The following is a 12,877-nucleotide window of genomic DNA, read 5'->3' on the forward strand; positions in this document are numbered from 1 at the left end:
GCTACCACCCGGCGCTGGCGTTGCTGGGCCGCGCCGACCCGCTCGGCCTGCCGCCCTGGGCGGGCTGGGCCGCGCCGGGCGTCGCGGTGGTCGCGGCGGCGCTGGCCGCCCTGGCCTGGCGCGTCGGGGTCCGTCACTACCGGAGTACGGGGTCATGAGCGTCATCGAGATGGACGGGCTGCGCAAGGAGTTCACGGTCCGGGTCCGGGCCGGGCGGTTGCGCCGCGAGAAGCGGACGGTGACCGCCGTCGACGGGGTCGACCTGCGGGTGGAGCGCGGCGAGATGCTCGGCTACATCGGCCCGAACGGCGCCGGGAAGTCGACCACGTTGAAGATGCTCACCGGCGTGCTGACGCCGTCGGCGGGGCGGGCCCGGGTGTGCGGGCTGCGCCCGGTGGCCGACCGGACCCGGCTGGCGCTGCGCATCGGCGTGGTGTTCGGGCAGCGCTCGCAGCTGTGGTGGGACCTGCCGCTGCGGGACTCGTTCGACCTGCTGCGGCACGTCTACCGGGTGCCGGCCGGCGAGCACGCGGCCCGGCTGGCCCGCTGCCGGGACCTGCTCGACCTGGACGGGTTCCTGGACACGCCGGTCCGGCAGCTCTCGCTGGGTCAGCGGATGCGCGGTGAGCTGACCGCGGCGCTGCTGCACGGCCCGGAGGTGCTGTTCCTGGACGAGCCGACGATCGGCCTGGACGTGGTGAGCAAGCAGGCGGTGCGCGGTTTCCTGGCCGAGCTGGGCCGGGCCGGCGACACCACGCTGGTGCTCACCACGCACGACCTGGCCGACATCGAGCGGCTGTGCCGGCGGCTCGTGGTGATCGACCACGGGCGGGTGGTGCACGACGGGTCGATCGCCGAGCTGCACCGCCGGTACGGCTCGCGCCGGATGGTGGTCGCCGAGCTGGACGCGGCGCTGCCCGAGCCGCCGGTGCTGCCCGGCGCGCCGGTGCAGCGGGTGGAGGCGGACGGGCGGCGGCTGGTCTTCGCGCTGGAACGGGCGAGCGTCGCCGAGGTGGTGGCCGGGCTGGCCGGCCTGGCCACGCTGCGGGACATCTCGATCGTGGAGCCGGACATCGAGGAGGTCGTGGCGCGGCTCTACCGGGCGCCGGCCGCGGTCACGGGTGCTCCATGACGAGTACGGCGAACGTGCCGGGGGCCAGCGCCTCGTACCGGTGCGGGGTGTCGCCGGGGAAGGTGACGTAGTCGCCGGGTCCCAGCTCGACCGGGTCGGTCTCCGGGCCGACGCGCATCCGTCCGGCGGCCACCACGACGTGCTCGACGCTGCGCGGGGTGTGCGCCTCGGCGATCCGTACCGCGCCGGGTTCCAGTTCCATCACGTAGACGTCCCGCCGGGCGTGCGGCGCTCCGGCGGCGAGCAGGGTGGCGGAGAAGTCGGCGTGCTCGGAGCGGATCCGGGGGCCCTCGCCGGCCCGGACCACCCGCACGGCGGCGGCGGGTGGTTCGACCAGGCGGCTGAACGGTACGTCCAGCGCCACGCCGAGCGCCCAGAGCGTCTCCACGCTGGGGTTGCCGGAACCGGACTCCAGCTGGGACAGGGTGGACTTGGCGATGCCGGCGCGGCGGGCCAGCTCGGTGAGCGACAGGCCGGCCCGTTCGCGTTCGCGGCGTAGCGCGGCGGCGATGGTCGCGAGTGGGGGAGCGGGGTCGATCGCCATGTGTTCGCTCCAACGGTCGGTTTGTTCGGTTTGACGAACAAGCGTTCTCGCGTTCAGGATAATGGACATGCGTACGGCATACCGAACGGGCGACGCCCGGGTGCTCCGCGACGTCGCCGCCATCGGCGCGGCGATGCTCGCCGTGGGCGCGTCGTTCGGCGCCGTGGCGGTAGCCGCCGGCCTGCCCGCCTGGGCCACGCTCGCCATGTCCGCGGTCGTCTACGCCGGTGGCGCCCAGTTCATGGCGGTGGGGCTCGTCGTGGCCGGCAGTCCGCTCGCGGCGGTCCTCGCCGGCCTGCTCCTCAACGCCCGCCACCTGCCGTTCGGCCTGGCCCTCGGCGGCGCGCTCGGCTCCCGGCGCTGGCAGCGGCTGCTGGGCAGCCACCTGATGACCGACGAGGCGACCGCGTTCGCGCTGGCCCGCCCGGCCGGTCCGGGGCGGCGCCGGGCGTTCTGGCTCGCCGGGGTGCTGCTCTTCCTGGCCTGGAACACCGGCACCGCGCTCGGCGTGCTCGCCGGCGGCGCGGCCGGCGACCCGGCCGCGCTGGGACTCGACGCCGCGTTCCCGGCCGGGCTGGCCGCGCTGCTGCTGCCCAGCCTGCGCGACCGGGAGACCCGCCGGGTGGCGCTGACCGGCGCCGGCCTGGCCGTGCTGGCCACCCGCTGCTGCCGGCCGGTTGCCGGTGCTGCTCGCGCTCGCCGCGCTGGACCTGCCGCTGCTGGCCCGCCGCCGCCCGCCCGCCGCGCCACCCCGGACCGCTGACGAGGAGGCTGATGATCGGAGCGTGCGCCCGGGGAGGTCTCGTGCTGATCGCCGTGATCCTCGCGCTGGCGCCGGCACCTACAGCTTCCGCGTCGCCGGGTGCTGCTGCGGGACCGGCTGGACCTGCCCGAATGCGCCCGCCACCTGCTGCCGGTCGGCGCCGACACGCTGCTGGCCGCGCTCGCCGCCACCGCGGCGCTGACCGAGGCCGGTGGCTTCGCAGGGTACGCCCGCCCCGCCGGGGTGCTGATCGGCCTGGTGCTGGCCTGGCGCCGGGCGCCGTTCGTGCTGGTCGTGGTCGCGGCGGCGGCCACTACAGCGGTGCTGCGCCTGCTCGGGGTGGACTGACGCCGGCCCTCGCACGAGAACGGCCCCGCACCGCCGGAGCGGGAAGGGGCCGATTTCGGAGCGGGGCCGGTCAGACCTTGTCGCCGATGTTCACCCGGGGCGCGGGAGCGCGCATCCGGCGGAACGTGATCGACCGCATGATCGCGTAGAAGTAGAGCGAGCCGAGCTTCTCGGTGCTCTTCGGGAAGCGCTCGCGGACCAGCCGCTTGATCTTCCGGGAGATCAGCACCGAGTCGATCAGCACGCCGAGCGCCAGCGCGCCCCACAGCAGGTTGGACAGCAGCCGCACGATCGGCGGCATGGCCTGGTTGGAACCGACCAGCACGATCAGCGCGCCGCCGAAGAACCAGGTGCCGACCGTACGCCGGGAGTCGACCACGTTGCGGGCCAGCAGCCGCTCGGGCCCCCGGTCACGCGGGCCGCCCTCGCGCCGGAACTCGGCGGCGGCCTCGGCGCGGGCGGCGCGGCGCTGCGCGCGGGCCTCCTCCTTGGTCAGCGGCTTGGCCGGCGCGGTCGGCCGGCGGCCGGCGACGGGGCGCTTCGGCGTGACCTGCCCGAGTTCCTTCTTGCTGGGCGTGTAGCCCCGGGGACGGGCGGCGGCGGACTCCTCGTCGGTCGTCACAGTGGTGACGGACTCCTCGACGAGGTCGGCGGACTTGCGGCGAAACAGCGACGGCACGCGGCAAGGGTAGCCAACCGGCCGCGCCCGGTGCACATCACGGGTGCACCGGGCGCGGACGGACGGTTGAACGGGACGGTCAGGGACGCTCGACGTGCGCGCCGAGGTCGGCCAGCTTGGCCTCGAAGTCCTCGTAGCCGCGGTTGATCAGGTCCACGCCGTACACCCGGGAGGTGCCCTCGGCGGCGAGCGCCGCGATGAGGTGGCTGAACCCGGCCCGCAGGTCCGGGATGACCAGGTCGGCGGCGTGCAGCTTGCTCGGCCCGGCGATCACCGCGGAGTGCTTGAAGTTGCGCCGGCCGAAGCGGCACGGGGTGCCGCCGAGGCAGTCCCGGTAGACCTGGATGTTGGCGCCCATCGTGTTCAGCGCCTCGGTGTAGCCGAGCCGCTGCTCGTAGACCGTCTCGTGGACGATCGACAGGCCGCGGGCCTGGGTGAGCGCGACCACCAGCGGCTGCTGCCAGTCGGTCATGAAACCCGGGTGTACGTCGGTCTCCAGCGCCACCGCGTTCAGCTCGCCGCCCGGGTGCCAGAAGCGGATGCCGCCCTCCTGGCCGGGGCTGCCGCCGCGCGGCGGGCGCAGGTCGGTGACCTCGTACTCGCCGCCGACCGAGCGGAAGATGTTCAGGAAGGTCATCATGTCGGCCTGCTGGGCGCCCAGCACCTCGACGTGACCGCGGGTCGCCAGCGCCGCCGCCGCCCAGCTGGCCGCCTCGATCCGGTCCGGGATCGGCCGGTGGGTGTAGCCGTGCAGCTTCTTGACGCCCTGGATCTCGATCACCCGGTCGGTGTGCACCTTGATGATCGCGCCCATCTTCTGCAGCACGCAGATGAGGTCGATGATCTCCGGCTCGACCGCCGCGTTGCGCAGCTCGGTGACGCCCTCGGCCATCACCGCGGTGAGCAGCACCTGCTCGGTGGCGCCCACGCTCGGGTACGGCAGCGCGAACTTCGTGCCGTGCAGCCCGTTGGGCGCGGACAGGTGCAGGCCCTCCGGCGTCTTGTCGACGGTGGCGCCGAACTCGCGCAGCGCCTGGAGGTGGAAGTCGATCGGACGCGGGCCGATGTGGCAGCCGCCCAGGTCGGGGATGAAGGCGTGGCCGAGCCGGTGCAGCAGCGGGCCGCAGAACAGGATCGGGATCCGGCTGGAACCGGCGTGCACGTTGATCTGGTCGGTGCTGGCGCTCTCGACGTTCGAGGGGTCGAAGACCAGCTCGCCCTCCTCGTCGCCGTCGCTGACCTTGACGCCGTGCAGGCCGAGCAGACCGCGGACCACCTCGACGTCACGGATACGCGGCACGTCGAACAGCCGGCTGGGTGTGTCGCCGAGCAGGGCGGCGACCATCGCCTTGGACACCAGGTTCTTCGCGCCGCGGACGCGGATCCGCCCTTCCAGCGGAGTGCCTCCGTGTACGACCAGGACGTCGTCGGTCAACGCAACCTCCAGCGCGTTGGGTGCTGCCGTGTCTAGTGATGGGTGCACGAAGTTCATCGCTACCCGGAACGCGGTCATGGGAAAACGGGCCGCGTGTGTCGTCGCCCCGGCAGCATAGCCCTCCGTGACGAAAATGGAATCGGTCACATCACCAGCGAGGGCACGAACCGGGGTGTCCGGTGCGTTTACGTGCCAGTGGGGTGACCGAGGGTGATCACGCTCCCGGAAGCGCGAGCATCTGGTCCAGCGCCGACCGGGCGTGTCGGGCGGTCTCCGGATCGACGGTGATCTGGTTCACCACGCGGCCGGCGACCAGCTCCTCCAGCGCCCACACCAGGTGCGGCAGGTCGATCCGGTTCATCGTCGAGCAGTAGCAGACCGCCCGGTCGAGGAACATGATCTGCTTGTCCGGGTGGGCCAGCGCGAGCCGGCGTACCAGGTTCAGCTCGGTGCCCACCGCCCACGCCGAGCCGGCCGGGGCCGCCTCGATCGTCCTGATGATGAACTCGGTCGAGCCGACCAGGTCGGCGGCGTTCACCACCTCGTGCCGGCACTCCGGGTGCACCAGCACGTTCACGCCCGGCACCCGCTCGCGTACGTCGTTGACGCTGTCGAGCGTGAACCGGCCGTGCACCGAGCAGTGGCCGCGCCACAGGATCATCTTCGCGTCCCGCAGCTGCTCGGCGGTCAGCCCGCCGCCCGGCTTGTGCGGGTCGTAGAGCACGCAGTCGTCGAGCGAGAAGCCCATCTCCAGCACCGCGGTGTTGCGGCCCAGGTGCTGGTCGGGCAGGAACAGCACCTTGCGGCCCTGCTCGAACGCCCAGTCCAGGGCCCGCTTGGCGTTCGACGAGGTGCAGACCACGCCGCCGTTGCGGCCGACGAAGCCCTTGATGTCGGCCGAGGAGTTCATGTACGTCACCGGGACGGTGTCCGCCGCGATGCCCAGGTCGGTGAGCGTGTCCCAGGCGGCCTCGACCTGCGACAGCACCGCCATGTCGGCCATCGAGCAGCCGGCCGCCAGGTCGGGCAGGATCACCTTCTGCGCGTCCGAGGTCAGGATGTCCGCGCTCTCGGCCATGAAGTGCACGCCGCAGAAGACGATGTACTCCGCATCAGGGCGCGCCGCCGCCTCCCGGGCCAGCTTGAACGAGTCGCCCGTCACGTCGGCGAACTGGATCACCTCGTCGCGCTGGTAGTGGTGGCCCAGCACGAACACCTTCGTGCCGAGCGCGGCCTTCGCGGCGGCGGCGCGGGCCACCAGGTCGGGGTCGCTCGGCGCGGGGAGATCACCCGGACACTCCACGCCACGTTCGGTGGCGGGGTCGCTGCCGCGGCCGAGGAGCAGCAGCGCCGTGGCGGTGTTGGACGGCTCAACCCAGGTCGAAGTCACGCCCCCATGGTCCCACAGCGCGACCACCGCGCAGCCGTCCCCGATGTGGCCTGCCACACTGCTGCGCATGCGCGTGCTGCTCTGCCCGGACAAGTTCGCCGGCACGTTGTCCGCCCCCGAGGTGGCCGCCGCGGTGGCCGAGGGCTGGCGGGACGTCGCCCCCGGCGACGAACTGCTGGTCCGGCCGCTGGCCGACGGCGGACCGGGGTTCGTCGAGGTGCTCGCCGACGCGCTCGGCGGACGTCGGCTGCCGGTGCCCACGGTCGACCCGCTGGGCCGCCCGGCCACCGGTGAGATCCTGCTCACCGACGACGGCACGGCGTACCTGGAGAGCGCCCAGGCGTGCGGCCTGCACCTGCTCTCCGACGCCGAACGGGACCCGAAGGCCACCACCTCGTACGGGCTGGGGCTGCTGGTCACCGCCGCGGTCGAGGCGGGCGCGCGCACCGTGGTGGTGGGGCTGGGCGGCTCGGCCACCAACGACGGCGGCGCCGGGATGCTCGTACCGCTGGGTGTCACGCCGCTCGACGACGCCGGCCGGGCGCTGCCGTACGGCGGCGCGGCGCTCACCGCGGTGGCCGCGCTCGACGGCGAGCCGCGGCTGCGCGGCGCGACGCTCGTCGCCGCCACCGACGTGGACAACCCGCTGCTCGGGCTGCACGGCGCGAGCAGCGTCTTCGGCCCGCAGAAGGGCGCCGACCGGGCCGACGTGCTGCTGTTGGACGCCGCGCTGACCCGCTGGGCGGACGTGCTTACCGAGCGGCTGCCGGGCTGCCCGCCCGGGCTGGGCGCGCTGCCCGGCGGCGGCGCCGCGGGCGGCCTCGGCGCGGCCGTGCTGGCGCTGGGCGGCCGGTGCGAATCGGGCATCGGGCTGGTCACCCGCGCGGTGAAGCTGGACGCCGCGCTCGACGCCGCCGACCTGGTGATCACCGGCGAGGGCTCGTTCGACCACCAGTCGCTGCGCGGCAAGGTGGTCGCCGGCGTGGCCGGCGCCGCCCGGGACCGGGGCGTGCCCTGCGTGGTGCTGGCGGGACGGGTGAGCACCGGGCGGCGGGAGGCCGCGGCGGCCGGCGTGACCGACGCGTACAGCCTGGTCGACCACTTCGGCGGCGAGGAGCGCGGGGGAGTGGACGCGGCGATGACCCGCCCGGCCGAGGGGCTGCGCGCGCTCGGCGCGCGGCTGGCCGGGCAGTGGAGCCGCTGACCGGTTCCGCTGGTCACGCCGCCGGGTGGTGACGCCGACGGCGGCGTACGATCGAAACGGACCACACCGGGAATCACTGGCGGACGTGCGGCGTTGGCCAGGACGTCCGGACCTATACCGCGCAGGGAGACTTCCACGTGACCACGCCAGCGCAGACCGAGTCGACCGAGGCCAAGGCCCCCAGCACCGTCGTCCTCACCGACGTCGCGGCGCAGAAGGTCAAGGCCCTGATCGAGCAGGAGGGCCGCGACGACCTGCGGCTCCGGGTCGCCGTGCAGCCGGGTGGCTGCTCCGGCCTGCGGTACCAGCTGTTCTTCGACGAGCGCTCGCTCGACGGTGACATCGTCACCGACTTCGACGGCGTCGAGGTCGTCGTCGACCGGATGAGCGCCCCCTACCTGACCGGCGCCACCATCGACTTCGCCGACCGGATCGACGCCCAGGGCTTCACCATCGACAACCCCAACGCGGGCAACTCCTGCGCCTGCGGCGACTCCTTCAGCTGAGTCGACGCACCGACCGCAAGCGGCGGGCCGTCCCGGTGGGGCGGCCCGCCGCTTCGTCGTACCCCCTGGGGGTGACGTCCGGATGTGCGCTGATCGACCGGTTGGTGACCGACCGCCGTCCGTCCGGTCCGGGGGCCGGTAGGCTGACCGCGCCGTGCTCCCGACCCCGAGGGTTGACATGAAGATCGCCGTGACCGGCTCGATCGCGACCGACCACCTGATGAGCTTCCCCGGCCGCTTCGCCGACCAGCTCATCGCCGACCAGCTCGACAAGGTCTCGCTCTCCTTCCTCGTCGACGAGCTGGTCCTGCGGCGCGGCGGCACCGCCGCCAACATCGCGTTCGGCATGGCCCAGCTCGGGCTGCGCCCGGTGCTGCTCGGCGCGGTCGGCGCCGACTTCGCCGACTACCGCTCCTGGCTGGAGCGCCACGGCGTCGACTGCGACTCGGTGCACGTCAGCGAGGTGGCGCACACCGCCCGCTTCGTCTGCACCACCGACACCGACATGTGCCAGATCGCCTCCTTCTACGCCGGGGCGATGAGCGAGGCCCGCAACATCGAGCTGCACCCGGTCGCGCAGCGCCTCGGCGGCCTCGACCTGGTGCTGGTCAGCGCCAACGACCCGGCCGCGATGATCCGCCACTCCGGCGAGTGCCGGGACCGGGGCTACGCCTTCGTCGCCGACCCGTCCCAGCAGCTCGCCCGGATGGACGGCGCGGACGTGCTCGGCCTGGTCGAGGGCGCCGACTACCTGATGACCAACGAGTACGAGAAGTCGCTGCTGCAGAGCAAGGCCGGGCTGACCGACGAGCAGCTGCTCGACCGGGTCAAGGTGCGGGTCACCACGCTGGGCAAGCAGGGCGTGGAGATCGCCGGCCGGGACGTCGGCACGATCCGGGTGCCGATCGCGCGGGAGATCCAGGCGGTCGACCCGACCGGCGTCGGCGACGGCTTCCGGGCCGGCTTCTTCGCCGCGCTCGACTGGGGCGTCGGCCTGGAGCGGGCGGCCCAGGTCGGCTGCCTGCTGGCCACGCTGGTGCTGGAGAACTTCGGCGGCCAGGAGTACGAGGTCCGCCGCGACCTGTTCGTGAAGCGACTCGCCGAGTCGTACGGTGACGCGGCCGCCGAGGGCGTCCGGCCGCACCTGCTGTGACCGGCGCGGCCGTCCCGTCGGGCGGGGTGGACCCGGAGGCGGTCCGCCCCGGCTCCGGCGGCCCGGTTCTGGTCGCCTTCGCCGGGCTGCCCGGCGTGGGCAAGACCACCCTCGCCGCCCGGGTCGGCGTCGCGCTGCGCGCCCCGGTCCTGCCGGTCGATCCGGTCGAGCGGGCCCTGCACCGCTACGGCCTCACCGGCGACGTGCCGGGCATGGCCGCGTACGGCGCGGTCGCCGGGCTGGCCGAGGTGCAGCTCGGCCTGGGGCTCAGCGTGGTGGTCGACGCGGTGAACCCGGTCGCCAGCGCCCGGGGCCTCTGGCACGACGTGGCCGAACGGGCCGGCGTGCCGCTGCGGGTGATCGAGGTGCACTGCGGCGACGAGGAGGAGCACCGGCGCCGGGTCGAGGCCCGCCCGCCCGAGGACGGCACCTGGGAGCTGACGCTGCGCCGCCGCGCCGAGTACGAGCCGCTGATCGGCCCCCGCCTGGTGGTCGACACCGCCGTGGCGGCCGACCCGCTGCCCGGCATCCTCGCGTACCTGAGCTGAACGTCGGGCGTTAAGAAGGGTCCCTTCCTCTACCCGAGGCGTTAACAAGGGGCCCTTCCTTACACCCGGACGTCGTAGGCGGGCCCGTCGTGCGCGGCGAGGAACTCGTGGCCGCGCATCCGGCACCACGCCGGGATGTCCACCGCCGCCGCCGGGTCGTCGGCCAGCACCCGCACCACCGCGCCGGCCGGCAGCCCGGGCACCAGCCGGGCGAGATTGATCACCGGCAGGGGGCAGCGCTGCCCCCGGCAGTCCAGCACCTGATCCGGCTCGCTCACAGGTCGGTCACCCCCGCCTGCGCCCGCAGGTCCGCCACGATCCCGGGCAGCTCGGCCAGGAACCGCTCCACGTCCGCCTCGGTGGTCTCCCGGTGCAGCGACACCCGCACGTTGCCGTGCGACAGCACCCCCATCGCCTCCAGCACGTGCGACGGGCGCACCGTCGACGACGTGCACGACGAGCCGGAGGACACCGCGAACCCGCGCCGGTCCAGCGCGTGCAGCAGCGCCTCGCCGTCCACGTACAGGCAGGAGAACGTCACCAGGTGCGGCAGCCGGTCGACCGGGTCGCCGACCACCTCCACGTCCGGCACCTCGGCCGCCACCCGCGCCCGGATCCGGTCCACCAGCGGGCTTAGCCGCGCCGCCTCGGCCGCCGCGTAGCATGCTGACGCGCGCGGGGTCGGCGCTGCTGCGACCCCCGCCGGCAGGTTCACCACCCCCGGGGTACGGCCGACTCCCGCTCTCGCGCGGCTATGAACATCTCCACCATGCGCCCTTGCGTGGACGCCGGGGCCGACGTCCGCGTGGTCAAGCAATTTGTGCGCGCTCAAGGCACCACTCAGTAACGCATTCTTGCCAGCACTCCAGCCCGGTCGTTAATTACTTTACTGGTTGAAGGCATAGGCACAAGAAGCTCATGTCCGCTGCCATCTTTCATGCAACAGGTAGGGCTTTAGCGGCCACCGCCGACGCCCAGGCGTCCAGGTCCACCCGGCCCAGCCGGTTCACCGGTACGGACACCGCCGCGCCGCCGGCGGCCGTGTGCCGCTGCGCGGCGTGCAGCACCGCCGAGTGCTCGACCGCCGAGTGCACAAGCGTCGCCCCGGCCCGCCGCCGCCCGGCCAGGCCACCGAGTACGGCGGCGTGCGCTGCCGCCGTACCGCTGGGGGTGAAGGACAGCTCGTCGGCGCGGACGCCGAGCGTCTGCGCGGCGGCCTCGCGCGCGGCGTCGAGGAGCTGGCGGGCCCGGCGGGCCGCCGAGTAGAGCCGGGCCGGGTCGGCCCAGCCGTCGTCCAGGGCGGCCAGCATCGCCTGCCGCGCGACCGGATGCAGCGGGGCCGCGGTGGCGGCGTCCAGGTAGACCGGGGAGGCGCTCATGACGTTCCACGCTATCGCCCGGTTACGCCCAAGATCCCCCCGATGGGGGTGGACAGCGACCCCAAGACGGCCTGGCCGGTCATGGTCGAGTAATCTGCGACCGTCGGTGACGCCTTTGCCGTCGGTGTCAAGGAGAACAACCGCCGCGGCGCGCTAGGGAGGCAGGACCAGGTGGTCGCAAGGAGTTCGGAGGTACGGCGCTCGGCCGTACGCAGCGCTTCCCCGGGGGCCGGTGGACGCCGGCGGCGTGGTGCTGGTCGAATCGCCGGGCTCGGTCTCGGCGCGGCGGCGCTGCTGGTCTCGCTCACCGGCTGTGACGTCGGCAAGGCGTTCGGCGGGTTCGGCTGGCCGCAGGGCGGCATCACGCCCGAGTCGCAGCGCATGTACGACCTGTGGATCGCGTCCTGCATCGCGGCGCTGGCCGTCGGTGTGTTCGTCTGGGGCCTGATCTTCTGGTGCGTGGTCCGCTACCGCAAGCGCGGCAACGAGCTGCCGGTGCAGACCCGCTACAACCTGCCGATGGAGTTCCTCTACACCATCGCGCCGATCCTCGTGGTCTCCGTGCTCTTCTACTACACCGCGGTCGTGCAGACCGACGTGATCAAGGAGTCGAAGAACCCGGACGTCACCGTCGAGGTCGTGGCGTTCAAGTGGAACTGGCAGTTCAACTACCGCGACGGCCAGGGCCGCGACGCCAACACCGTCGCCTCGGTGCTGGGCACCAGCGAGGTCATCCCGGTCCTGGTGCTGCCCAGCGGCCGCTCGATCCGGTTCGAGGAGACCAGCCGCGACGTCATCCACTCGTTCTGGGTGCCGGAGCTGCTGTTCAAGCGCGACGTCATGCCGGGCAACGTGCGCAACACGTTCGAGGTCTCCCGCATCGACCAGGAGGGCGCGTTCGTCGGCCGCTGCGCCGAGCTGTGCGGCAGCTACCACGCCTTCATGAACTTCGAGCTGCGGGTCGTCTCGCCGGAGAAGTACGACCAGTTCCTCGCGGCCAAGAAGGCCGGCAAGTCGACCCAGGAGGCGCTCGGCGCGATCGGTGAGCCCGAGTACGCCACCGAGACGAAGCCGTTCGACACCCGGCGCGACGTGAACAACTTCAACCCGTCCGACGCCCAGGCCGGCGCGGGAAGCTGAGAGGTCCGGCATGAAGACCGAGTGGAAGATCTTCCTCACCATCGCCACGTTCCTCCTCGGCGCGACCATCCTCTACGGCGCCTGGACGTACGCGGACAGCGACGGCCGCATCGAGTGGATCGGCACCGTGGCGCTGCTGCTCTCCTTCCTGCTCTGCGCCATGTGCGGCGGCTTCTTCTGGTTCGTCTCCCGCCGGATCGACCTGCGCCCCGAGGACCGGCCGGACGGCGAGATGGCCGACGGCGCCGGTGAGGTCGGCTTCTTCAGCCCGGGCAGCTACTGGCCGTTCGCGTTGGCGCTGGCCGCCGCGATCGCCGGCCTGGGCCTGGTGTTCTGGCAGTTCTGGCTGCTGGGACTGGGCCTGGTGACGGTCGTCTTCGCCACCTGCGGGCTGCTCTTCGAGTACTACTCCGGCACCCGCCGCACCGCCGAGCACTGACCCAACGCGCCGCGGCAGGCCCGCACCCCCTCCGGGGGAGCGGGCCTGCCGCGTTCCGCGTTCCCCCTCCGCCGTCCCCGTTGATCATGAAGTTGACGGCACCGGCGGTCCTTTTTGTCCCCGCCAACCTCATGATCACCGCCCGTACGGCGGCGCTCTGGCGCTCTCCCGTTCCGCCTCCGGTGCGCACCACCGGCTCACGCCGGACTGTTCCATC

General features: G+C 73.2%; 14 protein-coding genes and 3 pseudogenes. 10 read left to right on the forward strand and 7 right to left on the reverse strand.

The features are described from left to right. Nucleotides 1-158: ABC-2 family transporter protein (locus MCBG_RS28165; RefSeq protein ID WP_043329351.1), on the forward strand; the 158-nt coding region annotated here is incomplete at its 5' end. Further along, a complete protein-coding gene (locus MCBG_RS28170; protein WP_043329352.1) occupies nt 155-1,132 on the forward strand; it encodes an ABC transporter ATP-binding protein in 978 nt (325 codons plus the stop codon). The genes MCBG_RS28165 and MCBG_RS28170, both read left to right, overlap by 4 nt. On the opposite strand, the gene MCBG_RS28175 is transcribed toward MCBG_RS28170, so the two are convergent. Further along, nucleotides 1,116-1,676 carry a helix-turn-helix domain-containing protein gene (locus tag MCBG_RS28175; protein WP_043329354.1) on the reverse strand — a complete coding sequence of 187 codons (561 nt, stop codon included), beginning with the start codon at nt 1,674-1,676 and terminating at the stop codon, nt 1,116-1,118. The two genes, MCBG_RS28170 and MCBG_RS28175, sit on opposite strands and share 17 nt — an antisense overlap. A 67-nt stretch (nt 1,677-1,743) precedes the next feature. On the opposite strand from MCBG_RS28175, the gene MCBG_RS28180 reads away from it, so the two are divergent. Together MCBG_RS28180 and MCBG_RS28185 are read left to right on the forward strand one after the other, a co-directional pair. Next, a complete protein-coding gene (locus MCBG_RS28180; RefSeq protein WP_223201359.1) occupies nt 1,744-2,439 on the forward strand; it encodes an AzlC family ABC transporter permease in 696 nt (231 codons plus the stop codon). Nucleotides 2,440-2,480: 41 nt separating this feature from the next. Further along, nucleotides 2,481-2,787, forward strand: a pseudogene (locus MCBG_RS28185) (AzlD domain-containing protein). 70 nt (nt 2,788-2,857) lie between these two features. On the opposite strand, the gene MCBG_RS28190 reads toward MCBG_RS28185, so the two are convergent. From MCBG_RS28190 to nadA, 3 genes are all read right to left on the reverse strand, one after another. Beyond that, a complete protein-coding gene (locus MCBG_RS28190) occupies nt 2,858-3,466 on the reverse strand; it encodes a DUF3043 domain-containing protein (protein WP_043329355.1) in 609 nt (202 codons plus the stop codon). Between the two features lie 79 nt (nt 3,467-3,545). Then, nucleotides 3,546-4,901 carry a UDP-N-acetylglucosamine 1-carboxyvinyltransferase gene (murA, locus tag MCBG_RS28195; protein ID WP_030500128.1) on the reverse strand — a complete coding sequence of 452 codons (1,356 nt, stop codon included), beginning with the start codon at nt 4,899-4,901 and terminating at the stop codon, nt 3,546-3,548. Between the two features lie 214 nt (nt 4,902-5,115). Continuing rightward, nucleotides 5,116-6,291: a quinolinate synthase NadA gene (gene nadA / locus MCBG_RS28200; protein ID WP_043331070.1), complete on the reverse strand. Its 1,176-nt coding sequence runs from the start codon at nt 6,289-6,291 to the stop codon at nt 5,116-5,118. 43 nt (nt 6,292-6,334) lie between these two features. Between nadA and MCBG_RS28205 the strand changes: the two genes are divergently transcribed. The 4 genes from MCBG_RS28205 to MCBG_RS28220 all read left to right on the forward strand — a co-directional run bounded on the left by MCBG_RS28205 (nt 6,335) and on the right by MCBG_RS28220 (nt 9,702). Continuing rightward, a complete protein-coding gene (locus tag MCBG_RS28205; RefSeq protein WP_181373812.1) occupies nt 6,335-7,495 on the forward strand; it encodes a glycerate kinase family protein in 1,161 nt (386 codons plus the stop codon). 137 nt (nt 7,496-7,632) lie between these two features. Further along, nucleotides 7,633-8,001 carry an iron-sulfur cluster insertion protein ErpA gene (gene erpA, locus MCBG_RS28210; protein ID WP_043329360.1) on the forward strand — a complete coding sequence of 123 codons (369 nt, stop codon included), beginning with the start codon at nt 7,633-7,635 and terminating at the stop codon, nt 7,999-8,001. 178 nt (nt 8,002-8,179) lie between these two features. Next, nucleotides 8,180-9,154 carry a carbohydrate kinase family protein gene (locus tag MCBG_RS28215; protein ID WP_043329363.1) on the forward strand — a complete coding sequence of 325 codons (975 nt, stop codon included), beginning with the start codon at nt 8,180-8,182 and terminating at the stop codon, nt 9,152-9,154. Continuing rightward, on the forward strand, nt 9,151-9,702 hold the full coding sequence (locus MCBG_RS28220; RefSeq protein WP_043329365.1) for a P-loop nucleotide/nucleoside kinase family protein: 552 nt from the start codon (nt 9,151-9,153) through the stop codon (nt 9,700-9,702). Before MCBG_RS28215 ends, MCBG_RS28220 begins: the two co-directional genes overlap by 4 nt. Before the next feature lie 59 nt (nt 9,703-9,761). Here the strand turns inward: MCBG_RS28220 and MCBG_RS28225 are convergent, their stop codons facing one another. The 3 genes and pseudogenes from MCBG_RS28225 to MCBG_RS28235 all read right to left on the reverse strand — a co-directional run. Beyond that, entirely contained in the window at nt 9,762-9,980 is a 219-nt protein-coding gene (locus MCBG_RS28225) for a sulfurtransferase TusA family protein (RefSeq protein ID WP_043329366.1), read from the reverse strand. After that, nucleotides 9,977-10,435, reverse strand: a pseudogene (locus tag MCBG_RS28230) (aminotransferase class V-fold PLP-dependent enzyme); the annotation flags it as partial. The pseudogene MCBG_RS28230 and the gene MCBG_RS28225, both read right to left, overlap by 4 nt. Nucleotides 10,436-10,657: 222 nt before the next feature. Next, nucleotides 10,658-11,081 (reverse strand): annotated as a pseudogene (locus MCBG_RS28235) (aminotransferase class V-fold PLP-dependent enzyme); the annotation flags it as partial. A 171-nt stretch (nt 11,082-11,252) separates the two neighbouring features. On the opposite strand from MCBG_RS28235, the gene coxB reads away from it, so the two are divergent. Next, nucleotides 11,253-12,221, forward strand: a complete 969-nt coding sequence (gene coxB, locus MCBG_RS28240) for an aa3-type cytochrome oxidase subunit II (RefSeq protein WP_043329368.1) — start codon at nt 11,253-11,255, stop codon at nt 12,219-12,221. A gap of 10 nt (nt 12,222-12,231) precedes the next feature. Further along, the gene (locus MCBG_RS28245; protein WP_043329369.1) at nt 12,232-12,660 is read left to right on the forward strand and encodes a cytochrome c oxidase subunit 4; all 429 of its coding nucleotides are present in this window, start codon (nt 12,232-12,234) and stop codon (nt 12,658-12,660) included. Nucleotides 12,661-12,877: the final 217 nt, after the last annotated feature.

The sequence above is a fragment of the Micromonospora sp. M42 genome (assembly GCF_000568915.1).
In the GTDB taxonomy this organism is placed as follows: Bacteria; Actinomycetota; Actinomycetes; order Mycobacteriales; family Micromonosporaceae; genus Micromonospora; species Micromonospora chalcea.